This window comes from Pedobacter jejuensis (assembly GCF_003725795.1).
Classification (GTDB): Bacteria; Bacteroidota; Bacteroidia; order Sphingobacteriales; family Sphingobacteriaceae; genus Pedobacter; species Pedobacter jejuensis.
On the sequence record NZ_RBEE01000012.1, the window covers coordinates 248,143 to 274,260 of the forward strand.

General features: G+C 35.2%; 24 protein-coding genes. 5 read left to right on the forward strand and 19 right to left on the reverse strand.

What is annotated here, in order from left to right; all coding sequences use genetic code 11:
• Positions 1-42: 42 nt before the first annotated feature.
• Positions 43-741, reverse strand: a complete 699-nt coding sequence (radC, locus tag D7004_RS08675) for a RadC family protein (protein ID WP_123205478.1) — start codon at positions 739-741, stop codon at positions 43-45.
• 66 nt (positions 742-807) lie between these two features.
• Positions 808-1,062, reverse strand: coding sequence for a 30S ribosomal protein S20 (rpsT, locus tag D7004_RS08680; protein WP_123205479.1), 255 nt, complete (start codon positions 1,060-1,062; stop codon positions 808-810).
• A 239-nt stretch (positions 1,063-1,301) separates the two neighbouring features.
• On the opposite strand from rpsT, the gene purN reads away from it, so the two are divergent.
• Complete coding sequence (purN, locus tag D7004_RS08685; RefSeq protein WP_123205480.1) at positions 1,302-1,880, forward strand: phosphoribosylglycinamide formyltransferase; 579 nt, start codon at positions 1,302-1,304, stop codon at positions 1,878-1,880.
• A 239-nt stretch (positions 1,881-2,119) separates the two neighbouring features.
• Here the strand turns inward: purN and D7004_RS08690 are convergent, their stop codons facing one another.
• From D7004_RS08690 to D7004_RS21245, 13 genes are all read right to left on the reverse strand, one after another.
• On the reverse strand, positions 2,120-3,550 hold the full coding sequence (locus tag D7004_RS08690) for a P-loop NTPase fold protein (protein ID WP_123205481.1): 1,431 nt from the start codon (positions 3,548-3,550) through the stop codon (positions 2,120-2,122).
• 587 nt (positions 3,551-4,137) lie between these two features.
• A complete protein-coding gene (locus D7004_RS08695) occupies positions 4,138-4,590 on the reverse strand; it encodes a hypothetical protein (protein ID WP_123205482.1) in 453 nt (150 codons plus the stop codon).
• Positions 4,591-4,595: 5 nt separating this feature from the next.
• Entirely contained in the window at positions 4,596-5,108 is a 513-nt protein-coding gene (locus D7004_RS08700; protein ID WP_208646808.1) for a helix-turn-helix domain-containing protein, read from the reverse strand.
• A 19-nt stretch (positions 5,109-5,127) separates the two neighbouring features.
• Entirely contained in the window at positions 5,128-5,604 is a 477-nt protein-coding gene (locus D7004_RS08705) for a hypothetical protein (protein ID WP_123205483.1), read from the reverse strand.
• 232 nt (positions 5,605-5,836) lie between these two features.
• Positions 5,837-7,150: a hypothetical protein gene (locus tag D7004_RS08710; protein ID WP_123205484.1), complete on the reverse strand. Its 1,314-nt coding sequence runs from the start codon at positions 7,148-7,150 to the stop codon at positions 5,837-5,839.
• Between the two features lie 162 nt (positions 7,151-7,312).
• On the reverse strand, positions 7,313-7,960 hold the full coding sequence (locus tag D7004_RS08715) for a hypothetical protein (RefSeq protein WP_123205485.1): 648 nt from the start codon (positions 7,958-7,960) through the stop codon (positions 7,313-7,315).
• A 166-nt stretch (positions 7,961-8,126) separates the two neighbouring features.
• Positions 8,127-8,777 (reverse strand): DUF4468 domain-containing protein, encoded by a 651-nt coding sequence (locus tag D7004_RS08720; RefSeq protein WP_123205486.1) that lies wholly within the window; start codon positions 8,775-8,777, stop codon positions 8,127-8,129.
• A 30-nt stretch (positions 8,778-8,807) separates the two neighbouring features.
• Entirely contained in the window at positions 8,808-10,139 is a 1,332-nt protein-coding gene (locus D7004_RS20815) for a restriction endonuclease subunit S (RefSeq protein WP_208646809.1), read from the reverse strand.
• Positions 10,136-11,560 (reverse strand): class I SAM-dependent DNA methyltransferase, encoded by a 1,425-nt coding sequence (locus D7004_RS08730; RefSeq protein ID WP_123205487.1) that lies wholly within the window; start codon positions 11,558-11,560, stop codon positions 10,136-10,138. Before D7004_RS08730 ends, D7004_RS20815 begins: the two co-directional genes overlap by 4 nt.
• Positions 11,557-11,964: a hypothetical protein gene (locus D7004_RS08735; RefSeq protein WP_123205488.1), complete on the reverse strand. Its 408-nt coding sequence runs from the start codon at positions 11,962-11,964 to the stop codon at positions 11,557-11,559. The genes D7004_RS08730 and D7004_RS08735 overlap by 4 nt, the downstream gene beginning before the upstream one ends.
• Before the next feature lie 8 nt (positions 11,965-11,972).
• On the reverse strand, positions 11,973-13,676 hold the full coding sequence (locus tag D7004_RS08740; protein WP_123205489.1) for a DUF262 domain-containing protein: 1,704 nt from the start codon (positions 13,674-13,676) through the stop codon (positions 11,973-11,975).
• A 20-nt stretch (positions 13,677-13,696) separates the two neighbouring features.
• Entirely contained in the window at positions 13,697-16,090 is a 2,394-nt protein-coding gene (gene hsdR / locus D7004_RS08745) for an EcoAI/FtnUII family type I restriction enzme subunit R (RefSeq protein WP_123205490.1), read from the reverse strand.
• Positions 16,091-16,289: 199 nt separating this feature from the next.
• A complete protein-coding gene (locus D7004_RS21245; RefSeq protein WP_407946538.1) occupies positions 16,290-16,430 on the reverse strand; it encodes a DUF5763 domain-containing protein in 141 nt (46 codons plus the stop codon).
• A gap of 1,028 nt (positions 16,431-17,458) precedes the next feature.
• Here D7004_RS21245 and D7004_RS08750 point away from each other — a divergent pair.
• Positions 17,459-18,196, forward strand: coding sequence for a LytR/AlgR family response regulator transcription factor (locus D7004_RS08750; protein WP_123205491.1), 738 nt, complete (start codon positions 17,459-17,461; stop codon positions 18,194-18,196).
• 16 nt (positions 18,197-18,212) lie between these two features.
• On the opposite strand, the gene D7004_RS20640 is transcribed toward D7004_RS08750, so the two are convergent.
• Positions 18,213-18,350, reverse strand: coding sequence for a hypothetical protein (locus D7004_RS20640; protein WP_167459454.1), 138 nt, complete (start codon positions 18,348-18,350; stop codon positions 18,213-18,215).
• A 77-nt stretch (positions 18,351-18,427) separates the two neighbouring features.
• On the opposite strand from D7004_RS20640, the gene D7004_RS08755 reads away from it, so the two are divergent.
• Both D7004_RS08755 and D7004_RS08760 read left to right on the forward strand, forming a co-directional pair.
• On the forward strand, positions 18,428-19,156 hold the full coding sequence (locus tag D7004_RS08755; RefSeq protein WP_123205492.1) for a histidine kinase: 729 nt from the start codon (positions 18,428-18,430) through the stop codon (positions 19,154-19,156).
• Between the two features lie 29 nt (positions 19,157-19,185).
• Positions 19,186-19,566, forward strand: coding sequence for a LytS family sensor histidine kinase (locus D7004_RS08760; protein WP_123205493.1), 381 nt, complete (start codon positions 19,186-19,188; stop codon positions 19,564-19,566).
• 1,708 nt (positions 19,567-21,274) lie between these two features.
• Here D7004_RS08760 and D7004_RS20645 read toward each other — a convergent pair.
• From D7004_RS20645 to D7004_RS21135, 3 genes are all read right to left on the reverse strand, one after another.
• Positions 21,275-21,430: a hypothetical protein gene (locus tag D7004_RS20645; protein ID WP_167459455.1), complete on the reverse strand. Its 156-nt coding sequence runs from the start codon at positions 21,428-21,430 to the stop codon at positions 21,275-21,277.
• Between the two features lie 29 nt (positions 21,431-21,459).
• A complete protein-coding gene (locus D7004_RS08765) occupies positions 21,460-22,278 on the reverse strand; it encodes a hypothetical protein (protein WP_123205494.1) in 819 nt (272 codons plus the stop codon).
• Between the two features lie 919 nt (positions 22,279-23,197).
• Complete coding sequence (locus D7004_RS21135) at positions 23,198-23,329, reverse strand: hypothetical protein (protein ID WP_279634738.1); 132 nt, start codon at positions 23,327-23,329, stop codon at positions 23,198-23,200.
• A gap of 913 nt (positions 23,330-24,242) precedes the next feature.
• On the opposite strand from D7004_RS21135, the gene purH reads away from it, so the two are divergent.
• Positions 24,243-25,769 carry a bifunctional phosphoribosylaminoimidazolecarboxamide formyltransferase/IMP cyclohydrolase gene (purH, locus tag D7004_RS08770; RefSeq protein WP_123205495.1) on the forward strand — a complete coding sequence of 509 codons (1,527 nt, stop codon included), beginning with the start codon at positions 24,243-24,245 and terminating at the stop codon, positions 25,767-25,769.
• Positions 25,770-26,118: the final 349 nt, after the last annotated feature.

The following is a 26,118-nucleotide window of genomic DNA, read 5'->3' on the forward strand; positions in this document are numbered from 1 at the left end:
ATTGATTTAAGGTTAAGTAACAATTGTTTTATTAATTACAACTTACATCAAACCTTCGTCTTTATAACTAAAAAATTCCCTGTCGGTAAAAATTAAATGATCTACAATTTTCAACTCCAGCATATTTCCAGCGGCTATTAAATTCCTGGTTAGTTTGTTATCGCTTTCACTGGGTTTTAAATTTCCGGATGGGTGGTTATGCGCAAGAATAATATAAGCCGCACTATTTTCAATTGCAACTTTGAAGATGATTTTCGGATCGACTACCGTAGCTGCTTGTCCGCCTTTACTAATAAGATGCTTGCCCATAATTTTATTGGCACTGTTCAGCAACAATATCCAGAACTCTTCATGGTTAAGGTGGGCAAAAGTATGTTGAAGGTATTTATACACATCGGTTGAAGCGGTTACCTGTACCAACTCTTCCTCTACGTTTTCTTTTCTTCTAAGTCCCAATTCAAGCGCTGCCACAATAGAAATTGCTTTCGCTTCGCCAATGCCTTTAAACTTAGATAAATCGGTGATGGATGCCCTACCGAGTTTGGTTAGGTTATTTTCGTAGTAGCTGAGGATGCGCTTACTTAAATCTACAGCAGTTTCATTTTTATTGCCCGAGCCAATGAGGATAGCAATAAGTTCGGCATCGGTTAAAAACCTTCGCCCGTTAAGCAGAAGCTTTTCTCTTGGCCGGTCTTCTTCGGCCCAAAGTTTTATGCCTATTTTTTGATCGTAATTTGCCATTTTTTTGGATAAAAAAAAGGCATCCCAACTTTTGGTTGGGATGCCTTCTACTAATATCGTAAAAAATTAGCTTAAACCGTTAACGAATTTCGTTAATTTTGATTTATTGTTAGCTGCTTTGTTTTTGTGGATAACGTTTTTCTTTGCTAAACGATCTAGCATAGAGATTACTTTAGGCAATAAATCTGAAGCAGTTTTTTTATCTTCTGCAGCACGTAGTCTTTTGATAAAAGTACGTGTAGTTTTAGCCTGATATCTGTTACGTAAACGTTTTGTAGCGTTTGCTCTAATTCTTTTTAATGAAGATTTATGATTTGCCATTGTAATTTAGCCTTTATTTTTTCTTATTCGTTTCCTTTAATTCGGGTTGCAAATATAGGATTAATGTTTTTAAATTACAAAACACTTTCATTTTTTTTGAAGATTTTTTTTATCCGCTTAAATGCAGCACAAATGTAAGCTAAAAATTATGATGTACACAACCAAAATTTAATTAGAAAAAACACCAGCATTTAAGAATAGCTACTTAAAAATGCTATTTTTGGAGAAACAGAATTTGAGTGAAAAAACGAATAGCCATCTTTGCTTCGGGTTCGGGCTCTAACGCCCAAAAACTTATGGAGCACTTTAAACGCAGTGCCGATACAGAAATTTCTTTGGTGTTGACCAATAATCCCGATGCTTATGTTTTACAAAGAGCAGATAATTTCGAAATCCCTAGTCATATTTTTGATAAAAACGAATTTTACAAAACCGATGAGGTTATCGATTTACTCAAAAATCTTGATATAGATTTTATCGTGCTTGCCGGATTTTTATGGCTTATTCCAAAAAATTTAATTGATGCCTATCCCGGAAGAATCGTAAACATACACCCGGCTATTCTTCCAAAATTTGGTGGCAAAGGCATGTATGGCGACAATGTTCACAACGCTGTTATGGCAGCCGGCGAAACAGAAGGTGGTATCACCATACATTATGTAGATGAACATTATGATGAAGGGGAATACATTTACCAGGCTAAATATAAAATCGATAAAAACGATAATTTAGAAATGGTTAAGTTTAAAGGACAACAACTGGAACATTTACATTATCCAAGAATCATAGAGAGCCTGGTGAAGAAGATAAAGAAATAGGCTTATTATTAGCCTGTAAGCATTTCTCTAATGCCTACCGCAGCAAGCAATCATAATTTTTGGTAGATCATCACTTTTTCTACCAGAAATACCAACATAGACTGAACCTCTTTTGACATTAATCGAAGCGTAGACCGAATAATTTGATGCCTTGCAAATAGCAAAAAGGCTTTCAGTTGGCTTTACATGGAAAAAGCTTTTTCATTTGTAGTTATCAAGTTGTGAGAAAATAATTGATTTTACAGGTCTGTAATATTTTTCTGAAATTGTGAGAGACAATAACCTGCTAACAGAAAAAAATCTCTTGCAGAAATAGTTTCATCTTTAACTCTAAAACTAAGTTTTCTTGACATTGATTGCTTGAAAGGGTTAATCTCGAATAATTTACCATCAACCTTAAATTCAAAAATTTCATTTTCTTTTTTTTCTTTAAATTCTGGCAAATACGAAATTACCTCTAAAAATGGAACTGAAAAATTGGAATACATGAATTCATAATTTCTTACACCTTGAAAAACTTGATTTAAGCCAAGGGGATCATCTTCAATACGAGTAAAAGTCGACTTTATTAAAGTTGGATTAGCAACATAGTATTTAATTAGCGTATATATTGGATAAATATCCAGATGATATAAATTAGATTGATACCTATCAATATAGCTATCAATACTATAATGCAGTACATTCTCTTTTACTAAATCTCTTAAGTTTAGTATATTTATATTCACAAGGTTTGCAAGAAGATAGACAGCTAATAGCTTAGTGTTATCACTGCTATTTTGAAGCAAAGGCAGTTTACCGCCTGTTCCTTCAAGTGTAACATAAATCCTTGATAAAAACCCATTTAAATTCGTGTATAATTCTTTTGATGGATTGAAGTAGAATATATCTTTAGAGCTCAATTTAGAAATATAACCACTAAAACTTTCGCTCGAACCAAAGCGGTGTGCATACATTGTCTTTAGATTATTAACATCTGCTACAAATATAATTTTATCAAACCCGAACTTATTTTCGTTAGTATGGTGATCTATATGTGCCCTAAAAATTGAAATCAGCCTAAATAGATGCTCGGGATCTATTGTATCTAAATCATCGACTATCAGTACTACGTTCTTTTTAAAATTACAGAGTTTTTCTTTAATTACTGAAGTAATAAAGTCTTCATACTCATAACCTTTTAATGAATCTACTTCATTGCCGAAATCCAAAACACTTAAGAGTGGGTTGCTTAAATTATTCTTAATTTTTGAAAATTTGTCAATAGATGTTTTAAATATTCCTTGAAGGTCATCAAGTTTTTTACCTGTTTTCGAAAAAAGATTAAGAACCTTTTTAACAGCACCATCTGCCGTCTGTGAGAGTGCATATGTGTATTGCAAAAGACTATCAACATCTTCGCTCTTAAAGCAGCCTAAGCTTATTAGCTCTAAAATGATATCATATTTTAATATTTCGTAGATATCTGTATTACTGTGTAAAGTATAATTTACTGGATAAATGTGAGTGAAAATTGTATCTGAGTTTTCGGCTGCAAAATCTCTTAAAAAAGTTGTTTTACCAGAACCAAATGCTCCAGAAAATAAGATTTGTTTATTATTTACATCAGCAAACTCATTAGCAAACTTATTTTCTAATTGCTGGAACTTTAATTTATTGAAATCGCTCATACGTGCATTCTAAACAATATTTAATCAGCTTTCCTTTTTTTCATCGTGCCATACCTAAAATACCATTTAAATAAAAGATTATTGTGTTAACCAAACTTGAAAATATCACCAATCTTAGCACACAAAGTTGGCTCGCTGAGAAAAAGTACTCTATAACATTTTAATAATCGAACCCATTTTGGAATTTCAGAATATTCAAATGCTGCAGAAAGTTGCTACGCTAAACTATTTCCTATTTTTCCAATGATTTTTAAATCGACTTTACGGATATTTCAATTAAACAAAGACAATAGGCTAATGTTATTCTACTTACATATGTCTCAACGATTTTCAACGTACCCAAAAGTTCATTGAATTCTTTATCTTCTGGAAAGAATTCTAAGAATATTTTCTGACAATGTACCTAAAAAAGCTCTTCCAAAAGTTCCAATTGACCTATCGTTTGATTTATCATATGCAAAGAGTTTTTAGAACTATCTTAATGCATAGTTTGCATCCATTATCTATATAAAACTTCCCTACAATAATATTGATATTACTACTGCTAGGTTAAATATGAATATGTTTTAGAGCTAAAAGCAAGACTTTTAATGACTTTTAACAGCACCTTCCATTAACTGTGTTCCGGTAACTATTGGCAACAAAATGTTTTCTATACAAGTTTTAGCAGAATTTGAATAGATAATCCCTCTCAAAGTTGAGTAACTTAAATTAGAACAGGTAAGAAAAATCTCTGAAACAATTTCACCCTCTTCGTCTAACAAATCCTTTAAATTATTATACTGGTAATAAAAGTCATAAGAAAATACAGCAACTTGAGCATGCAGTTTTTTACCTTTATTTAAATCAATGGAAACTGAAAGTTCTATTTTAATAGCATCTTCTGCTAGGTTGAACATTGGCGTCATTTCTAATTGAAAACTAGCAGTAGGCTTTTTTATATCCATCAAAACAGGATCGTTCACAATACTTTTTGTTTTCGGAATAATCTGAGTAACAGAAAGTTTCGATATATCTATTTTGGGTTTTTTAATTTTCATGACACTTAGCTTATTGCTTTTTCAATATTCTTGAAATCACTTTTATGTAGGTTGGCTGGCGAAAAATTTGCCTTTTCTTGTTCGGTAGCCGATTTACAAATTACTCCAGAAGCACCGACACATAGTGACGAAACTTCTTTTTCACTATAATTCTCAAAATGTGTGTGGCTAATTTTCTTTAACTCGACCAATTTTGAAATAATCGCCTTAAAAATGTGGATGCTATCTATCGCCTTTTCAATTTGAACTTCTGCTCCTGGTATTTGATAGATAGGCTCACCTATTGCTAAAGAGATTTTTGTTAGTGTTTGTTGGGTAAAATTATGACCACCACTTAGCCATTTGCTAATTTCAGATTCCCTCTTCTGAAGCTTTTGAGCAAGATTTTTTTGTGATATTTTGTGTTTCTTTAAAAGGTATGCTATCCGGTTAGACAGCGCAAAAGAGTCGTCTATAAGTGCTTTATCTTCTACACTTATTTCGCTTCTTAGCTGTTCCATTAATGGATTTTTTAACATATATGTTGGTTGTTTTTGGTTAAATGAAAAATTCTAATTTTCCAGTAATTTGCTTATTAGCGATGGACAGTTTTCCTTTGATTATAAGCTGCTTAATTTTTTCGTCTATTGTCTGAAGAAGAATTACAAACTTATGTAGTTCTGGCTCTTCCTGGTAGGTTCTCGTTTCCTTTAAACCTCCGTTTCCCAATATCACAACACTAGTTCCGTATCTTAAACAATAAAGCCGGTAATTTGATTTAACTATATAGTGACGAGGCAGCTCCCATACATTATCTTTAAATTTGCCTGCTGGACGGAAAAACCTTTCTTCGGCTCCAAACTCTCCGATTTTTGCGAATTGATGAGCAATTTTCTGTAAGTCGTCTCGTTTTTCATCTTTGATAAGCTTATTGGCGAATTTCATCATTTCACATTCATCATCATCTATACGAATAGAAAATAGATTACATGCATTATGTTCTTCAAATGGAATAATGGTTATTTTTTTCTTCACTTATAAGTTAAGTTTTCAAAGATAATTATCAATTTGATATTACCAAGCTATATTATATAAAAATTACACTAAGCACTTAAAACTAAGCAAGTTTTTGATTATTCGTATTTTTTTTTGCAAAAAAATAACTTCCTTTTGAATGTTAATATTTGATTTAAGATTTCGGTTTGCCTAAAAAGGAAAGCATCTTTTTTCTTTAAATGAGTTGAGTTTTGAGAGCATAATTTTATTACTATTTTCCTGTACTAGTTATTTTTGATATTGCATTTGCCAGCGATTCTAAATCTTTTGAATTAATACTTGAAAGATTCAATTCCCTAGTTTTCTCTCTTTGCCTTAAAGGGTCTTGCAGAATTTCCTTCAACATGTTTTGAACCATTGAACCGTAGTCATCTTTATCGTGTTTCTTTAACTCCTCTGCGAAAGCAATAAAGGATTTACTTAGAACTGTTTTATAAGCATAATCTTCAATTAAATTCTTTTGTTTATTATATTGAGTTGCACAAAAAGTCGCTGCTACAACACATAGTGACATTAAGCTTACCCTACCAAGAAGAGAATATAAATCATGCTTTTCAATTATAAGAAAACAAATTCCTATACCTAATGCTGAGATTACAAACAAAATTGCTCCAACGGCCCACCCAGTTAAAACTTTTCCTTCAACAGCCTTAGTATGCTTTTCTTGAAAGGCTGCACTCATTCCTTCCGCAGTTTTATATTCAAGTGCTTTTTTAGCAGAATCTATTAAACCTTTTGATTCTTTAAGGATTTTAACTTGTTCTTCTTTATATTTTGCTAATTTTATTTCATAGTCTTTTGAGAGGGAGTTTTGTTTATCAAGATCTTTTTCCCTATCTGTTATTTTCGCCAAAAAATCTAAAATCGTTGTTTTATGATTTTCAATCAATGATAGGTGACCTGCTGACTTCTCTTCAATTTCTTCTATATTTTCAAGCGTAGCGTCAGCTTCTGTAATTGTCTCCTTCAATTCCAGAATCTTTTTGTCAAAGGTTTCTAAATTTTCGTCATACAGTTTTAAACTCTCATCAAATTCTAATTTCGATGCCTCAATTTCTAACTTTGATTTATCGGCAAGTTCTGCACTTTTTTTTGCAGTTACTAGGAGCTCTTCAATTTCGGAATACTTAATCTTTAAAAGATCAAACTGTTGATGAAATTCTGCAAAGTATTCTTTATTAGTCCTTAAATTATATTGTCTTAAGACAGTTTTTATTGCCTCTAGATGGGTTATTACATAACTAAAATTCGAACTGTCTAAATAGGTTTTTAAATTTTGAAAATTTGCCGCTAAGTTTGTACGTTCAGAACTAGTAGATAAACGAATAAAAATATTTGGATGATTGGTGAGAAATTTTAAATCAGAAACCACACTTTTTATCCCATCTACCAAGCCTTTCAAAGTGTACTCTCCCTCTGGGCCAAAAGTATTGTCGAAAGTGTGACCTTGATTCTTAAGTATGCTTAATAAATCAGATGTTTCAAATAAATTATTTTCTATTGTAATGATTGAAGGTGGTTTCATTTAAGCGTTTTTATTGTTAATTACATTTTATATAGTAGCTTCCTCTTCACCCTCCAAAGCCTCTTTAAAACTTGTTTCAATAATTGCTCATGTAGCATTTGGCTTAGTTTTAAATTAATAAAGGTATAACGGATCTTTTTGTATGATAACTTGTTAATTGCTTTAGAAACCTCTCTCTTTGTTTCTTTTACAATCTCCCATAGCACTTTTACCATTTTCAGCTTCGTTCATTGCTTTTTTAGCAAAACTTTCAATTTCACTTGGATCAGTTTCATTATAGCCCTTTTTAGCATAGCTATACCCATCGCTAGCTGAAGATCTTGCATCGTCGCAACTTACATCATCTGCATCACTTTCTGCATCTTCGAAATAAGACATTGCTTTTTTTAAATATTCACTAGCAATTTCTACATCTTCAGAACTCAAATATGCTTTTCTAGCATAATTATAAGCTTCATCAAAATTGCTTGTCACAAACTCTTTTCCAGGCGCTCGGATACTGTCATTCACATCATTTGGAAAAAAAGTTTCATCACTTTTTTTAACTTCGACCCCATCAGTTGTAATTCTAGTTACAGTGACAGATCCATCACCATTATATTTTTTCTCTTCTGTTGTAATTGGTTCATGCCTTTGAGGCAACACCGAACTTGCCTGTGAATCATTATTAGCAGGAGCATTTACAGGTGTTTCTGCATAGTTAGTCGGCTCGGTTTCAGATGATATTTTATTCTCTGAACTTTCACTACTAGTGCATGAAAATAGCAATAGTGTTAGAATTGAGAGTATTGTTAATTTAAATTTTATCATGTTACGAATGTTTTTTATTTGCTTAATTTTTACTTTAGTTAAATACTTGCTACCTCCAATGCCTCAATTAAAATTTACTGCAATAATTAATCATTTTGCAAATGGCTTTGCTTAATATAATTCTTAAAAAAAGCTGTACCAAATAACGCTACAGCTCGACTGAGAACTAAAAATCAGTATCTAACTTCTTACTCATTTCTTTTTGTACGAGATTGAAGGTAACAAGCATTTTATCGTTTAAAGTTTTAAGCACCCTCATACGTTGGCGTTTATTACCTTGCTTATTATTAGCTAAAGTTGAGACTGGAACGGCATTGCCTTGAAAGTCTGAATAGGTTTTATACCTTGAAGCTTGCCCATATGAGAACTGGGGAACTTCCATTTTAATTTTATACTTACCATCTTTTACGATAATGGATAGCAATGCATTAAAATTATATTGATCTGTAACAGGATTATTTGTAGCCAAGGCACTAAAAGCCGTCATATCACTGATGTCGTAAAAATTATTGATACTGCAGATACCCGATTCGGCATCGTAGTTTGAAGTACCCATTTTACTATTTGTGAAGGTTTTCTGAATAGCCAACTTTGCTCTGGAGAAAAGTTCTTTTTGACTTACATTTGGTATCTCGATTACCGTTTCTACATACACCACATCATCTTTAAGTGGCAAATAATCTCCCAAAGCAACAGTATCAGCTACTTTTGCACCGTTACGTTGTGTGCTCCAGGTAATGGCATCTTGGGCATACACATTAACACTAAAAAACAAGGCTCCTAGAGCCAGAGAGAACATTAATTTAGATTTTTTCATTTTTCTTTATTTGTTTAATTTATAATTTATTTAAATACTTACTTCTTCCCTGGCCTCCAAAGCCTCTTTTAAAACCTGTTGTAACAATTGCTCATTTTGTAATTGGCTTTGTTTTATACTATTCTCTAAATCATCGCAGGTTTTCATTAATTCATCAAGTTTTGCTACAATTTGGTTTTGAATTAATATGGATGGGAGCGGAACTTTTATATTTTGAGCTTGAGTTACAGAAATATTTGCCTGTCCAGCAACTCCTTTTGTATCAATAGAGTTTATGGCACTCATCTCATTTAAATACCAAAAAACAAACCAATTCATTTCTTTGTACAAAGGTCTAATTAGTACAGCTGCCTGATTAAAATTACATTCTGTTAATTCTTCAGGTATCACTGCAATTTTTCCTAAAGGAGGACCAACAATGTTCATTATGATATCCCCAGGAAAGGCTCTACATCTTTTAAGCTGCCCATTATGAACTTCTTCTTTAATGTATTGTGGTTTAAAGTGAAAATCTATTTTCTGTTTCCTTAAATTATACATCTTTAAATACGGAATTCCACTCTCAACAAAATCATCCTTCGAAGGAGTACTTCCACTAGTAATGTATGCTATCTCTCCCAACCTACACCAAACCCAATTATTTGGTATTTCAAAAGGAATTTCTTCTGGTTTAATAGGTGGTAATTCTTTTTCTTTCTTTAACTTTTTATCTTTTATCAACTGTGCTTTTTCGGCTTTAATACGAGCTAAAAGTTGTTGACCTGTCTCTTGGTTTTCGACAGGTTCAGACTGACAAAGTTTACCTTGCATAGCTTCTGATAAAAAAGCTTGGCGTAGTTGTTTAACTAAAAAAAGTTGGTTGTTTAATTCGTTTGGAATTCCTAAATCAACTATTTTATCTGATAATTCAATAAATTTATTTTGTTCTTCTAATGTTAGATTTGGAATTTCAACTTTCAAACAGAGCTGATCGGGAGTTAAATACTTTCTATTTGTAGTGCCTGAGGAAAGGTGCGTTATGTATGAATGGAAAAACTCAAAAGAAAACAATTTCTCTAAAAACTTAGGATTAAAATTTTCTAAATCAATCTTAGCAAGTGCCATATTCGTAGAAGCTAAACTACCAACATGTTCTTTTTTAGTAATCCCAAATGCACCATTTTTTGTATCAACTTTGCACCACATTAAGAAGTTTTCTTCAATAACTTGATACTTCTTCATTTTAAGATTGACCCCAATCTCTGTACGTCTATTTACTATCCCTTTTCCGTATGATTGTACACCAGCAATCGTATAGGTTTTATCATCAGCAATATTAATTGTTTTCGCAAACCCCATTTTTATAGCTTTCCCTAAACTCATTTAACCGCCTCCTTTAAACTCGCTAACAATGAATTACTTTTATCAAAAGACTGGTGCAGCATTTCCATTAATTCGGCACTGCTGTAATTGTGGCTTTCTTCTGCTTTGGTTGGGTTTTTGATATCTAAATCGTAATTTCTATCAATAATGGTTTGTATATCTACTTTCCAAGCAATATCGCTTTCTTGGCGGTTGGTCCACCAGGTTTTAATCGGGTCAAACTCTTTTGTTTGTATGGTTTTGGTTTTGCTGTAAGATTTTTGTCCTTCGGGTAGGCGGTGTTCATAATACCAAACTTCTTTGGTGGGTGTGCCTTTATCAAAAAACAATAAATTGGTAGCTACGGTAGCATAAGGTTGGAAAACAGAATTAGGCAAACGCACGATTGTATGCAGGTTGCATTCTTCTAACAATTTTTGGCGCACACGTTGTTTTACACCTTCGCCAGTAAGCGAGCCATCGGGCAATACAATACCTGCCCTGCCGTTTTGCTTTAGCAAATGGATCATTAAAATCAAAAATAAGTCGGCACTTTCTTTGGTTCTAAAATTTTGCGGAAAGTTGTTTTCGTTATTGTTGGCTACAATACCCCCAAAAGGCGGGTTGGCTAAAATGATGTTAACACGGTCTTTTTCTTTGTATTCGCTAAGTGGTTGGTCTAAACTATCCCGATAGGTAATGTTAGGCAGTTCAATATCATGTAATATTAAATTGGTGGTTGCTAATAAATAAGGTAGAGGTTTATATTCCCACCCTATAATATCGTTTTGTATTTGGTTACGTTCTTCTACACTATTAGCTTGCAATTTTAAATGCTCGATAGCAGATGTTAAATATCCACCAGTACCACAAGCAGGGTCTAAAATCTTTTCGCCCAATTGTGGGTTAATGATATCGGTAATGAATTGGGTAATGGCTCTTGGTGTATAAAACTCACCACTCTTACCTGCACTTTGTAAGTCTTTTAAAATGGCTTCGTACATATCGCCAAAAGCATGACGGTCTTTGGCTTTGTTAAAATCGATTTCGTTAAGTTTGTTCAACACCTTGCGAATATTGATACCGCTCTTCATGTAATTGTTGTTGCCATCAAAAACTTCGTGTACTAAAATGGCTCTTTTGTTGGCGGTACTGATATCGATGTTACGCAAAGCAGGGAAAAGTTTACGGTCTACAAATTCTTGTAGTTCATCGCCAGTAATGCCTTCATCGTCGGCTGCCCAACTATCCCATTGGTATTCGGTTGGTATTGGCGAAACGTAGTCGTCATTTAAAACTTCCAGCTCTTTATCCTTATCACAGAAAATTTTAAGGAATAACATCCACCCTAACTGCTCCACTCGTTGTGCATCGCCATTTAGACCATTATCTTGCCACATGATTTGGCGGATGCTACTAATTACTCCTGATATGTTACTCATTTATTTTTGTACTCCGTTTTTATTTTTCCGTATTTATATTCTTCATGATGCCACATCCATGTTAAAAAATCATGCCCGACATTTTTCCATTTGCCTTTTTTAAACTCGAAACCATAGTTGTTGTGTTGTTCGTCACCGTTAAATTTAAAAGCCAAATGCAACAAGTCTTTATCTTTCAGTTCTATATCAAAATCAAAAACATTTCCTTCATTTAATAATTTTAGCAAAGTATCTTCATTCAGCCCAACATCTACCGATGGATTAAAATAAGGCATTATAACTTCGCCAAGCACTATATCGCTCTTGCCTTTTACGAAGCGATTCAAAATCCAATAATTTTTCAGCTTAGTAACATCTTTAGTATTACCAGTGCAGAGTTTTACCTTATTGGATATGGTGCACATTAAGATATCTATTTTATAACAACATTATTAAAGTTCCATTTATCTAAAGCAAAATTATCTACTATAGCTAAATGTCTATTATCGATAGCATCTTTATCCCACAATGGTTCTGCTTCATCTCTAACAAACTTTTTTATTTCTGCTTGTTGATTAAATAGGGGATTCTGATTGTAACTCATTATCTTCTCCTTGAACGGCTTATTACCTATTGACTTATTATGGGTTTCAGAAATCAACAGAAGATTGCCGAGGCAATTTATATATTCGTTTTCGAAATCTTCATTATACCTGTTTCTTGAATTGGTTTCGTATCCATGAGCAATTTTTTTGTTGTCAGGTGGAGTTTGTGGACTTATGTGTTCAATATTAACAGACTCTATTTCAACTCCTTCAACAACATATCCTTTATTTTGAATATGGTTTTCATATTTCCCAAGTATGTAATGAATAGTAGGATTTTGATACATATAACCGTTAAGTACTTCTTTTACTTTTTCATCTCCCCAATACCAGGTTTCATTAAACTTATTTCTAAAATGTTCTTTCAGGTTCAATAGATCACCATTAAAACTTAATAGTATTTCATTGATTCTACTTAAAAAATCAGCTCTGCTACTAACTAATTTATATCTAAAAGTAACAATCTCTAGAATATGATATAGGCTATTTAGTCTTGTGCTATCACCTTCAAAAAACTTGTAACCTTTAATTATGAATGGATATGCAAACCTGGGAATCGTTAAACGTCGTAAATCATTTAGATATTTAAGATTAGACTTTTCCATTTTTTTTATATTGTCAAATGAAATACAAAGCTCTTTTACAAATTCCCTCATCCATAATATTCGATTCTTTGATTTTAGATATACTTCTTTAATATCCTCAATTGTTCTGTATGGAAAACCCTTAATATATGCATTGCAATGATAAATCAGCACACTATCCTCATCTAAACTAGTTATATCATTTATAACTAAATAAATAGACTTAAAAATATCGGCAATGTATTCAACGTTATTTTGTGTTTCATCAGCTGGACTATTGATATACATTTGATACATGAAATAAGACTTCAATTTCTCCATATTAGTCAAATCCTTTCCCCTATTATTCTGTAATTCGAACATCAGGGCAGAGTCTGCTTTACTATTAAGTTCAATAGAGGTTATTTCGGTAGTTTCTAGTAAATCAATAATTTTTAAAAGGTCACCGGTACTTACAGTGCCAAGCTCTTTCTTAAAGTATTTTTTAGCGTCGTTTATTCTATTTTGCGAAGGGGAGGAAAGTTGAAATTTGTTGTGACCATCTATTATAAGTGTCTCAAAACACGCTCTATCATAATCTACTGTCCTTAATTTAACATTTCCACCATTTTTTAGATAAATTGTTTTTTTCTGCAGAATGTCGAAATCTGGCGAATCTGACAAATCTCTTTCTGATAAAACATCTAGTATAGATCGCATGAATATAACTATAGTTGTCAATCTTTGCTGCCCATCTATTATCTCGTACTCTATATCTTTTTTTATTGTTTCCAGTAGAATATTTCCATAGAAATATCCATTTTCTCCTTGAATTTGCTCCTTTAAATCAGAAAGGAAAATAGGCAAATTTTTGTTATCCCAAGAATAGGCTCTTTGATAAACAGGAATAATAAAATGCTTTTGGGAACTATCGAAAAGCCCCAAAATGGTGGTTTGTTTAAATTGCATAAATGAGTGCGTTAAATTGATTAAGCTATTTGATATAATTGATTTTCTAATTCTTTAATTGCTTTTAAATAATTTGGCTTACCGCCAAAGCTCTGTATAATCTCTAATGCCGAACCATAAGAAGCAACCGGATTTACTTTTAGCACTTCCATACTTTCTATGTTTTCGATACCTTCATCAGCATACTTATCTAACAAGGCATTTAGCACCTTGCGAGCTTGTTCGCCATATTTGGTGAAGTAATTTCTCTTCTTTACATTATTGGCTCGTTCTTTACGAGTTAGCGGCTCTTGCTCAAAAGCGACGTGACAAATGATATCAAATAAATCGCAATCTCGATTTACTGCTTCCAACAAAGCATCAACAGGAACGCCCTGCTCTGCCAACTCATTAATCAACACCTCTTTTTTATCTGCAGCATTCCATACCGTTAAAAATTCTTCTAAACTGTGGAATTTGTTTTGTAACATTTCTTTAGAATAATCATGCAAATTAACGGTGATCGGCTTTCCATCTTTATTAAAATGTAATTCTCTACTTACCAAAACCGAAACATCAACCCCATTGATTATAATTTTCTCTCTTTTGCTTTTTTTGTATTCTTCTGCTGGCTCTCTAACGGTAGGCGGTTCTTTTGGTGTAAGCTGTTCGGTAATATTCTCTCCACTTAATTCATCAATAATTGGTGTGGTATCTTCATCTTCTTCATCAATGATGTTTCCTAAATCGGCATCTTGGGGTAATGGCTTCACACGAATTGGATCTCCATCAAAATCTTTGTCTGCAAATTTATCCGTTGCGTTTCTAAAATCCATGATGGTAAAATAGAGTTTACCGTGTTCTTCATCTATCCTTGTTCCTCGACCAATAATTTGTTTGAATTTGGTCATCGAGCCAATTTCTGCATCTAATACAATTACTTTACAAGTTTTTGCATCAACGCCAGTAGTCATTAATTCTGAAGTGGTAGCTATTACCGGATAAACCGCCTCCGGATCGATAAAATTATCGAGCTCACGTTTGCCTTCATCATTATCGCCAGTAATACGCATGATGTATTTGTGGTTTTTGGATACCAAATCACTATTCTGATTGGCCAAAGCAGAGCGCATCCTTTCGGCATGATCTATATCTCTGCAAAACACAATTGTTTTTGCAAAGCGATCATACCCTTTTAAAAACTCCGTAATTTTTGAAGCCACCAACTCAGTACGTTCTTCGATAATCATGGTACGGTCGAAGTCTTTACGGTTGTAAATTTTGTCTTCTACTTCGTTACCATCAATATCTGTTTTACCCATTTCTGGTCGATAACCTTCTAAATCTACATTTAAGCCGATGCGTACCACACGATAAGGCGCTAAAAAACCATCATCAATACCTTGCTTTAAACTATAGGTGTAAATAGGCTCGCCAAAATATTCGCTGTTGCTGGTGGTGTCACTTTCTTTTGGTGTAGCTGTTAAGCCAATTTGAGTGGCTGCTTTAAAATAAGACAGAACTTCACGCCATGCACTATCCTCTCTTGCACTACCACGGTGACACTCATCAATAATTATTAAATCAAAAAACTCTGGAGTAAACTGTTTGAAGATATTTTTTTCTTCTTCGCTGCCCGTTAAGCCTTGATAAATGGCTAAATAAATTTCATAACTTTTATCTACTTGGCGTTTTTTGATAACCGTCATTTTATCTTTAAAATGCTTAAAATCTCCTCTTTTAGTTTGATCTATTAAAGAGTTACGATCTGCAAGAAATAAGATACGTTTTTTGGTCTTCGATTTCCATAAACGATAAGCAATTTGAAAAGCAGTATAAGTTTTACCTGTACCGGTAGCCATTACCAAAAGAATTCTATTTTGACCTGCTGCAATAGCCTCCAAAGTTCTATTAATGGCATTTTGCTGGTAATATCTTGGTCGCCTACCAGAGCCGTCGAAAAAATAATCTTGCTCAACTATTTGTTCGGCTTTTGCTGTAACTATCCCTTTATGTAATTTATATTTTTCCCAAAGTGATTCGGGTGATGGAAATTGATCAAGGTTAAGTTCTTGTTCAATTTTGATTTCGTTTGTTTTATCATGAAATAGAAAGCCATCACCATTTGAACTAAAGACAAAGGGAATATCTAAAATTTGAGCATACTCCAATGCCTGCTGCATTCCAGAGCCAACTGAATGTTTATTATCCTTGGCTTCAATAATCGCAATTGGAATATTTGGTTTGTAATAGAGAATATAGTCCGCTCTTTTTCTAGTTCCACGTGTGGTTAATCTTCCTTTAACATAGATCTTTCCATCAGTAAAAGAAACCTCTTCTAGGTATTGAGTTAGTTTATTCCAGCCTGCATCTTCGATGGCGGGAGAAATAAATTTAGTACAAATATCACGTTCTGAGAGAAGCTTTTTAGACATTTAATAATCTTATTTTCCGAAATTAGAAATTTAATCTGAATATTCTTAAATATGCTTAACATGTAATTCAATAAATGATTACTTAAAATATGATAATATAAGGAAATTCTAAGATAAAAACGGTAAACCGTAAATCACAAATTAAATGCATTGAATGAGTAAATCTAACTTATGTTGACTTCCTTGAATAGCGAAAACTTTATTTCCCATGCTGCCAGCAATACCCACTTCCATTCCCACTCCTTTTACAACGACTACCCTTTTTAGTCAGCGCCTTACACTGCCCAACATAAGTAGAAGCTTTACTACTGCTTTTAGGGCTAGAAGTAAATGTACGGATGGCCTTCGCTGAACTGGATGAGCAAACACCACAGCTTCCGCCAGCGCTACAATGTTTACAGGCACTACAATTGGAGCAGGCTGCACAAGGACTATAACCATAACAGGTAGAAACAGGTGGTTTGGGTTTAGACTTTTTTGGCGTGAGATTAAAAAGACTAAGACTGAGCAAGATGTAGAGGAGCGTTTTCAAGAATAGGGTTTTTAGATTATTTATAAATCAGGCAAATTTTTAAACGAAAAGCAATAATGTTTAAAAGTAATTTTGAATCTGTAAGGTAGTGGCTAAAAGTAATTTCGGCTAAGGTATTAAACGAGGCCTAACCAAGATTAGGGTAATCCATAAAATTCGATGTAGGCAGTGCCTAAACTCGAAACTCATTTCTGAAATTTTCGCACCAACCTGCTTTGATAAAGCATCAAACAGCTCATCTACTGTTTGAAGCTTCCTCGTTAAATTGCGGTTTTGAGAGCGCTATCAAATGCGGGAATCATTTTTAAAACTATTCAGCTTCGTACAAATGCTATTGAAGAAATAACTTCGCAGCAGCCCAGTCTTAAGTTTTCAGCAAAACACTTCTTTTAATTTGCTATGTTATGTATTTGGTTAGTGTCGATAAATTATCATATCAACAGTCAAATTTAGCAAGGCTTTTTTCAACCATCAGGCACTTTACACAGAACGGTCTGTTTTCGGTATAAACAGGTAAATTTTCTTTACAGCACGTTGCTGATTGCGAATGATTTCTTCGTATCAATACAGGATTTTCGTCCAATTAACCCATATCTAGACTCAAAACAAAGACAGCAATACAACAAAATATTTTATCTTGCGTATTAGATGAATAGTTTTCACTTAAAATGTTTTGTTTCAACAATTAAAAAGAAAAAATTGTCACAGAAACAGCGACTGAGAATTTGAACAAATAAAATTTCACGGCTTTATAAAGCAGATTCGGTACAAAAGCTTCGGTTTTCGTTACGAAAAGGCGTAATTTCGTGATAAATAAATTACCCTCTTTTAAATACATGATAAGATGCATTGCCATAGATGATCAGCTAAGCTCGCTTCAGGGTTTGGAAAAGTACATCTTAGATACACCAAATATGCGTCTGGTTAATTCTTATACCGATCCGGTATTGGCTTTGAAAGAGCTTTCAAGGGCAGAGCCTGTCGATCTGATTTTTATGGACATCAACATGCCGCAGATTTCCGGTCTAGAGCTTGCTCACGCGATAAGAGGGAAATCCAGGAAATTAATATTTACCACATCCCATAAAGAATATGCTTTCGAAGCTTATGAGGCTGAAGGTGATGCATACCTGCCCAAACCATACAGCTATGCAAAGTTTCTGGTAACCATTACCCGGCTTTTCGGCAACGACTACGAAGCTTCCGAAAACAATCTGGCAAACAGCGAAAGCTTTTTAGTTAAAAACAAAGAGGAAGACCATCGTGCAATTATGGTAAAATATGCCGATATCATTGCCTTCGAAAGTTTTCACAACTACGTTAAAATTCATACCGATAAAAAAATAATCATAGCATACCTGAGTTTAAAAGATGTGAGAGAACAGTTAAACATTAGTAAACAATTTATACAATTACATAGAGCTTATATCATTTCTATACCACACATACAGCATATCGAGGGGCAAAGAATTACACTTACCAATCAGTTAAGTTTTAACGTGGGCGATATCTACATAAATGAGTTTAAAGAATTTTACAACGAGCGGGTAATTATAAGCAGCCGCAAAAAATAGCGGCTGCTTATTTTGGCTATTGCCCTAAACCAGGAACGGTAGATGTTGCAGTTAAAGTGGCGCTGGTTCCGGTAGGATCAGTTTCAAATGAATTGAACAATGATTTTTTTTTGAATACAAAAATGGTCCTTTTGATTAGCTTTTGAGTCTTCATAATTTTCTTTTTTTCGAAAACTAGAAGCCACTGGCAGCTGAAGAATCAAGGTTTACATAGATGGTGTAATTTTCTTTATGAATAGCTTAACAGGTCCATTTCAGATTTTTAGTAGCATGCTTAAAAAGTACCAGATACATTTAATTGCCTGGGCGGTATTTATATTTTGGGAGTCAGTTATCATCGGTTTAATCTATGGTCAGTTCGGCAATTTCAGTAACTATGCCATCCACTATACCCTCAATATTTCCATCTTCTATGTACATGCGCATGTGCTGATGTTGAGCCTGAAAAATCCGAAACAGGCTTTTTGGAAACTACCGGTTTTTATGTTTTTAGAAACAATATTTTTTGTCGGATTGATTTATGGTGTGGATACCCTTTTGTTTAAATACACACATGTATTCAGTAAAGAAATGGGTGAACCCCTAACCAGAGCATTGACCGTACTTTGGAGATGCTTATTTTTTATGTTCTTCGGAACCGGTTACTATTTTTTAATCAGCTTTATCAATACGAAAGCCGAAAAAGAGCGCATTGAAAGGCAGCGTTTCAGGATTCTTTTAGAAAAGGAAAAAACCGAAAAAGAGCTCGTACAATCAAGAAATGCATTCTTAAAAGCACAGATTAACCCACATCTATTGTTTAATACGCTTGAATTTGTGTACCAGAAATTCAAACACCACTCGCAGAAAGATGCAGAAGCAATGCTTTACCTTGCTGATATCATGCGTATGCTGCCTCCTCCAATGATACGGGCGAATACATCAATCTGGGCGAGGAGATTACGCAATGCGCAAATTTAATTCACTTGCACGAGTTAACTAATCCCTGCATGAATCTTGAATTAGCTTACGCACCGGATACGACAGAACTTAGCTTTATTCCCCTTGTACTAATTACCGTATTGGAAAACATGATTAAGCACGGCGACTTGTCTGGTTCTGCCGGTCATTCAAGTTTAGATATCTTCATCGATGATAATAACTTAATAATAGCAAGCAGAAATAAAATACTATCCACGCCACCAAGCTATGGCTTAAGTTCAGGCTTAGATAACATCAAAAACCGTCTTGCATTTGCTTATGGTAACGATTATAGTTTAGAACATTTTATAGATGAGGATAATTATTTCGAATTAACAATTAAGGTAAGGATAACAGCTATCAAGCAGAATCAAATCTCGTCAGAAATTTCTTCGATGGTTAGCAATTAATCTATGGTGCTTCCTTGCACCTTTTATATTTTTAGCAATATATCTTTTTATTGAATTCAGAATTGACTGTTTAAAAAATCTCACGTTATACTGCAATACAGATGAAAATTCCAAATCATTACAACATTGATAATAAATTATTCTTAAAACCTCGTTACTGGCATCTCTTGGGATTGAAGGCGTTCTTCGGTAAGACCTGATTTTAATGAAGGGAACTCAAGCAAATCGTTCAAAAACTCCCAACAAAGTTATTTGAACTTTGGATTTCTCTCACAGGTCATTGAATCCCTCTCTTCAAGGAGAGGGACAGCACAACACTAGCCAAAACAGAAACTTTAATAGGGTGAGGTAAAGGTCAATTGCAAAATTTAATTTATTAAAGTCACCCTGAATTTATTTCAGGGACTTTATTTCCAGGAAAGATGCTGAAATAAATTCAGCAGATCGTTCAAAAACTCCCAACAAAGTTATTTGAACTTTGGATTTCTCTCACAGGTCATTAAATCCCTCTCTTCAAGGAGAGGGACAGCACAACACTAGCCAAAACAGAAACTTTAATAGGGTGAGGTAAAATCAATTGCAAAATTTAATTTATTAACGTCACCCTGAATTTATTTCAGGGTCTTATTTGCCAGGAAAGATGCTGAAATAAATTCAGCAAGAAATATCGTATAAACAATACGGCAATAAAAGAAAACGTATTAAGTATAAGAATCCAATTCAGGTTACAAAGATTTCTCGGCTACGCTCGAAATGACGTCGTATATTCCCGTCATCTCGATTGGAGCGCAGCGGAATAGAGAGATCTGTGACCAATAGTTTTGCTAATTGTAAATCTGAATTCGTTTATTATTTTTCCTTCACAGAATTAATAAGCTGCTTTTTTTAGTTAACGTCAAGTCGGTCTCATAAATACAAAATGTCATTCTGAGCCTGTCGAAGAACTTTCGAAAACTGCCTTTTAGGGGCGTTTCGACAAGCTCAACGTGACAAAATTCAAGATAGCCACTCCATGGTCGGCGTCCTTACAGATCACGATAAGTTATATTATTTATCCTTCACATTATTAATAAGCTGCTTTCTTTAGTTAACGTCACCCTGAATTTATTTCAGGGTCTTATTTGCAGGAAAGATGCCGCAATCCATTCAGCAAGACGTATCGTATAAACAATACGGCAATAAAAGAAAACGTATTAAGTATAAGAATCGAATTCAGGTTACAAAGATTTCTCGGCTACGCTCGAAATGACGTCGTATATTCCCGTCATCTCAATTGGAGCGCAGCAGAATAGAGAGATCTGTGACCAATAGTTTTGCTAATTGTAAATCTGAATTCGTTCATTAATTTTCCTTTACATTATTAATAAGCTGCTTTTTTTTTAGTTAACGTCAAGTCGGTTTCATAAATACAAAATGTCATTTTGAGCCTGTCGAAGAAATTTCGAAAACTGCCTTTTTGGGGGCGTTTCGACAAACTCAACGTGACAAAATTCAAGATAGCCACTCCATGGTCGGTGTCCTTACAGACCACAATAAGTTATATTATTTTTCCTTCACAGTATTAATAAGCTGCTTTTTTTAGTTAACGTCACCCTGAATTTATTTCAGGGTCTTATCTGCCAGGAAAGATGCTGAAATCAATACAGCAAGACGTGTCGTATAAACAATATGGTGATAAAAGAAAACGTATTAAGTATAAGAATCGAATTCAGGTTATAAGGGTATTCTGGCTTTGCCAAATAATTCTGCTATTTACGTATTTTTCAACCACAAATAAAAAACCTTTATGAGAAGGAAGAATTTCATCTATCAAAATCCATTTTTCAGCAGTAATTCGGAAATCCCGAACTACTGTTTCTTCCATACAATAGTAAAATGCAATTACGCCAAAATTTATCCCTCCCCCAATTCCCAGCTCAAACCAGATTGCGCTTCTTCTAATGGCACTGCCTCTTCCTTAATCGGCTCAGTAAATACAACTTCCACACCATCTTTGATATGATAACAATGGCTAATTTGGCAGGCAAAATAACGGCGATCTTCTTTCCTAAACTGTTCCTGTAAATAACAGATGCCAATGGCTACCAGTAAAATCCGCTCGCCTTGTTGCGCTACGGGTACATGGAGTTTAGCACCAGGGAAATGAACTTGACTAAAGGCAACTTTCAAGTCATTTACTTTCAGAATTTCGTAAGCGCCGTCGTGTACATTCCAATCGAATACCATTACCTGCATAACGAAGGCATCAGATTGCGGTGCGGTTTTTACCAAATGTTTCAATTCAATTTTAGGGAATACGAGTTCAATCAAACCATCTGGTGCCCATGAAACCTTTGGCTGATGAAGCAAGAGCCGGTCTAATCGGGTATCAGCATTAAACTCAAATCCCTCAATTAATTTTAGATTTCCGTCAAACAGTTTTTTATTTCCCGCAGCTGAATTTGGAATCGTGTTAAAAACCGAAGTGATCCTTTTAGTTAGTCTGCTAGCGAGATCACCATAGCCATAAGCCTTTACCATTGGCGCAAAAGCTTTGCGGATATAGGCTGCATTTCTGCTGGCTTCGCCAAAATCTTTAGCGCTTTTTTTACTGTTTTCAGAAAGTTGATGCGTGCCAGATTTACGCCTTACAACGTCTTTCTTGCCTCTCCGATAAAAAATAAGATCTCCCACCTGGCCGGAAAATCTAACAATCCCATTTAATGTAGCCATAATTGATTATATTTGATTTAACCAAGGGATTGATCAATCCAATATACCAAATTTTTCCATTTATTTTCAGCCGTCTAATCCGTAACAGGTCCGACTCAAGTCCATGTGCAGTCCGTGTTTCCGCTATGTTCGCTTGTACCCTACTTCCAGAATGCTTCCGAAATGCTTCGGCACTACTTCACCCAAGGCAATGCAATACCTAAGCTGGTATGATGCGCTCATCCTGGTATAGTTTAGCTCGCAAACTGGTCTGAAACAAACATGTGCTAAGAATTTACAGAAGATGAGCCGAACGAAACCAGAGCGAAGGACTGTGACTAAATAGATTGCCACGGCTGGTGAAGAACCAACCTCGCAATGACGACTTTGGGATGGGAAGGTTTCCAACGGGCAGATGGGGTCTGCACCCTGCTCTACGGAACAGGAAATGACGGAAAGAGAAAACATTATAGCCTTTGCATTAAGATTCCCGCATACGCGAGAATGACGACTTCGGAATTATACAAGTTTCTGCACCCTGCTACCCGGCATAGGAGCTGATGGAAGGGTAAAACGTTAAAGCCTACGCACAAACTTTCATAAACCACAGCACAAGGCATCGCGTTCTTCCCGACCTTTCGTCGGGACTTGTGATGCCGCAATAAAAGCTTTGACGATTTTATCCGACATCAGTTCCAAACCTTGATTTTTGTTTCTTTTTATCAAGAAAAAGAAAAAAGCCTTTCGGTGGCTAACCGAACACAGCCAGAGCGGAGGACTGTAACTAAACAGATTGCCACGGTTGGTGAAGAACCAACCTCGCAATGACGACTTAGGGATGGGAAGGTGCTTCGACAGGCTCAGCATGACAAATCTGAGCGACTGGTCCTGCACCCTGCTATCCGGCATAGGAACTGATGGAAGGGTAAAACGTTAAAGCTTATGCAAAAACTTTCATAAACCACAGCACAAGGCAGCGCGTCCTGCCCGATTTTTCACCGGGCGCTTGCGCTGCCGCAATGAAAGTTTCGACGAGGATAGCCGACATCAGATCCAAGCCTTGATTATTCATTAGTCACTGCTGTTTTTAATTGCATTCATGAGCTCGCAGAAATGCTCGGTTTTTGGTTACCTTTTTATCAAGAAAAAGGTAAGAGCCCCTCGGCGGCGGTTAGCCGATGCAAGCCAGAGCGAAGGACCGTAACTAAACAGATTGCCACGGTTGGTGAAGAACAGGCTTCGCAATGACGACTTAGGGATTAGACAAGTTTCTGCACCTTGCTACCCTTCCCATTTAAGGGGAAGATAAAACGTTATAGCCTTTGAATTAAGATTCCCGCATACGCGAGAATGACGACTTTTGGATTAGACAAGTTTCTGCACCCTGCTATCCGGCATAGCAGATTTTGGTAGCGGAAAGCGGTGAAATCTTTGTAGAACCTTTCAACCTGCACAAACAAGGAAATTTGCAGCTGATTGGGTTTGTGTGAAGGACAAGCCTAAAATTACCGCTAATAAGATTGAGCCTGCTTTACGCAACAAAAGATGCAGGCCTTGATTTTTTGCTTCTTTTTTATCAAGAAAAAAGAAGGAGCCCCCTCGGCGGCGGTGAGCCGAAAAAAGCCAGAGCGAAGGAATTAATATAAACAGATTGCCACAGCCTGTGAAAAACAGGCTTCGCAATGACGACTTTGGGATAGGAATTTATCAAGAAAAAGGTAAGAGACCCTCGGCGGCGGCGAGCCGAAGCAATCCAGAGCGAAAAACTTAATATAAACAGATTGCCACAGCCTGTGAAAAACAGGCTTCGCAATGACGACTTTGGGATAGGAAGTTATCAAGAAAAAAGAAGGAGCCCCTCGGCGGCGATGAGCCGAACAAATGCCTGCAATGACAACCATCTCATACAATCGTTTTTTTCCCTGTTAACATAACAAAAAAACCACCCTATTTTACTACCTTTGCGGCTCAAAATTTACAGTAGAATGAGTGACTCGATTAAGATTAAAAATGCTTTAATTTCAGTATATTATAAAGATGGTTTAGCGCCATTGGTAAAATTATTAGCCGCTCAGGGCGTACAGCTGTTTTCTACAGGTGGAACCGAGCAATTTATTAAAGATTTAGATCTGCCTGTTACTGCCGTTGAAGATTTAACAGGCTACCCATCTATATTAGGCGGACGAGTAAAAACCTTACACCCAAAAGTATTTGGAGGCATTTTAAACCGCCGTGGTTTAGATGGAGATAAACAACAAATTGCAGAATACGAAATTCCTGAAATTGACCTGGTAATTGTTGATTTATATCCTTTTGAAGAAACCATAAAAGCTGGCGGAACTGCTGATGAAATCATCGAGAAAATAGATATTGGTGGCATTTCTTTAATCCGTGCTGCCGCTAAAAACTTCAACGATGTAGTTATCATTGCTTCAAAAAATGATTACCCTACTTTGCAGGCGCAGTTGGAAGCTCAAAATGGCGAAACAACTTTAGCACAACGTAAAAGCTTTGCCAAAACTGCTTTCCACACATCATCTCACTACGATACTGCGATATTTAACTATTTCAATGCTGAAGAACCTCTTGATGTTTTCAAGCAAAGTGTAAATACATCTAAAACCTTGCGCTATGGTGAAAACCCACACCAAGGTGGTAAATTTTATGGCGATTTAGATGCCATGTTTACCAAATTGAATGGAAAAGAACTTTCTTACAACAATCTGGTAGATGTTGATGCTGCTGTTGCTTTAATTGATGAATTCGAAGACCCAACTTTTGCCATTTTAAAACATACAAACGCTTGCGGAATTGCATCTCGCCCAACGGTTAAACAAGCCTGGTTAGATGCATTGGCTTGCGACCCGGTATCTGCCTTTGGTGGCGTTTTAATTACTAATGTTGAAGTGGATTTAGCAACCGCAGAAGAGATTAACAATTTATTTTTTGAGGTGCTGATTGCGCCTTCATACCAACCTGAGGCTGTTGAGTTATTCAGCAAAAAGAAAAACCGTGTGATTTTGCAACGTAATGATGTTGAATTAAGCAAAAAACAATTCAAAACATTATTGAACGGGGTGATTGAGCAGGATAAAGATTTGATTATCGAAGGTCCGGAGCAAATGGTTACCGTAACCGAAAAAACACCAACAGCGCAGGAATTAAAAGACTTATATTTTGCAAATAAAATTGTAAAACATACAAAATCGAACACCATTGTTTTGGTAAAAGATGATGTTTTAATTGCAAGTGGCGTAGGACAAACATCGCGTGTTGATGCATTAAAACAAGCGATTGAAAAAGCTGCAGCATTTGGCTTTAGCGTTAAAGGAAGCTCGATGGCATCTGATGCATTTTTCCCTTTTCCTGATTGTGTTGAGATTGCTGCCGAAGCAGGAATTACTGCAGTTTTACAACCTGGTGGATCGATTAAAGATGCTGATTCTGTTGCAAAAGCGAATGAAAAAGGCATTGCAATGGTAACAACTGGCATTAGACATTTTAAACACTAGTTGTTTGGGTGATTAGGTGTTTGGTTGGTTGGGTGTTTGGCTGAAGGCTTTCGAGGTTGAAGGTGAAAGGTAGAAGGTTTAAGGTAGAGCGTTTCCCCCTCGTCGTCATTGCGAGGAACGAAGCAATCTCCATTCATTTCCAATACAAAGATTAAATATTTAAAACGTTGCTTTAGGCAATTTGCTACGTAAATAGTAGCAGTAACCGAAGTAAAATAAACCCGATAGTAGAGAAATATTTTTGTTGCAACAACTAAGTTCAACTACAAACTTTAACAAAAATATGAAACGGATAGCGGGACTGTTTAAACCGAAGAATTACTGGTTTTGATTTTCTTATCATTTTAAT

What these genes read in the sequence shown, in the direction of transcription:
- radC (WP_123205478.1), bottom strand. Translation starts at nt 741, where the DNA reads ATGGCAAATTACGATCAAAAAATAGGCATAAAACTTTGGGCCGAAGAA.
- rpsT (WP_123205479.1), bottom strand. Translation starts at nt 1,062, where the DNA reads ATGGCAAATCATAAATCTTCATTAAAAAGAATTAGAGCAAACGCTACA.
- D7004_RS08690 (WP_123205481.1), bottom strand. Translation starts at nt 3,550, where the DNA reads ATGAGCGATTTCAATAAATTAAAGTTCCAGCAATTAGAAAATAAGTTT.
- D7004_RS08695 (WP_123205482.1), bottom strand. Translation starts at nt 4,590, where the DNA reads ATGAAAATTAAAAAACCCAAAATAGATATATCGAAACTTTCTGTTACT.
- D7004_RS08700 (WP_208646808.1), bottom strand. Translation starts at nt 5,108, where the DNA reads ATGTTAAAAAATCCATTAATGGAACAGCTAAGAAGCGAAATAAGTGTA.
- D7004_RS08710 (WP_123205484.1), bottom strand. Translation starts at nt 7,150, where the DNA reads ATGAAACCACCTTCAATCATTACAATAGAAAATAATTTATTTGAAACA.
- D7004_RS08715 (WP_123205485.1), bottom strand. Translation starts at nt 7,960, where the DNA reads ATGATAAAATTTAAATTAACAATACTCTCAATTCTAACACTATTGCTA.
- D7004_RS08720 (WP_123205486.1), bottom strand. Translation starts at nt 8,777, where the DNA reads ATGAAAAAATCTAAATTAATGTTCTCTCTGGCTCTAGGAGCCTTGTTT.
- D7004_RS20815 (WP_208646809.1), bottom strand. Translation starts at nt 10,139, where the DNA reads ATGAGTTTAGGGAAAGCTATAAAAATGGGGTTTGCGAAAACAATTAAT.
- D7004_RS08730 (WP_123205487.1), bottom strand. Translation starts at nt 11,560, where the DNA reads ATGAGTAACATATCAGGAGTAATTAGTAGCATCCGCCAAATCATGTGG.
- D7004_RS08735 (WP_123205488.1), bottom strand. Translation starts at nt 11,964, where the DNA reads ATGTGCACCATATCCAATAAGGTAAAACTCTGCACTGGTAATACTAAA.
- D7004_RS08740 (WP_123205489.1), bottom strand. Translation starts at nt 13,676, where the DNA reads ATGCAATTTAAACAAACCACCATTTTGGGGCTTTTCGATAGTTCCCAA.
- hsdR (WP_123205490.1), bottom strand. Translation starts at nt 16,090, where the DNA reads ATGTCTAAAAAGCTTCTCTCAGAACGTGATATTTGTACTAAATTTATT.
- D7004_RS08750 (WP_123205491.1), top strand. Translation starts at nt 17,459, where the DNA reads ATGATAAGATGCATTGCCATAGATGATCAGCTAAGCTCGCTTCAGGGT.
- D7004_RS20640 (WP_167459454.1), bottom strand. Translation starts at nt 18,350, where the DNA reads ATGAAGACTCAAAAGCTAATCAAAAGGACCATTTTTGTATTCAAAAAA.
- D7004_RS08755 (WP_123205492.1), top strand. Translation starts at nt 18,428, where the DNA reads ATGAATAGCTTAACAGGTCCATTTCAGATTTTTAGTAGCATGCTTAAA.
- D7004_RS08760 (WP_123205493.1), top strand. Translation starts at nt 19,186, where the DNA reads ATGAATCTTGAATTAGCTTACGCACCGGATACGACAGAACTTAGCTTT.
- D7004_RS20645 (WP_167459455.1), bottom strand. Translation starts at nt 21,430, where the DNA reads ATGGAAGAAACAGTAGTTCGGGATTTCCGAATTACTGCTGAAAAATGG.
- D7004_RS08765 (WP_123205494.1), bottom strand. Translation starts at nt 22,278, where the DNA reads ATGGCTACATTAAATGGGATTGTTAGATTTTCCGGCCAGGTGGGAGAT.
- D7004_RS21135 (WP_279634738.1), bottom strand. Translation starts at nt 23,329, where the DNA reads ATGAATAATCAAGGCTTGGATCTGATGTCGGCTATCCTCGTCGAAACT.
- purH (WP_123205495.1), top strand. Translation starts at nt 24,243, where the DNA reads ATGAGTGACTCGATTAAGATTAAAAATGCTTTAATTTCAGTATATTAT.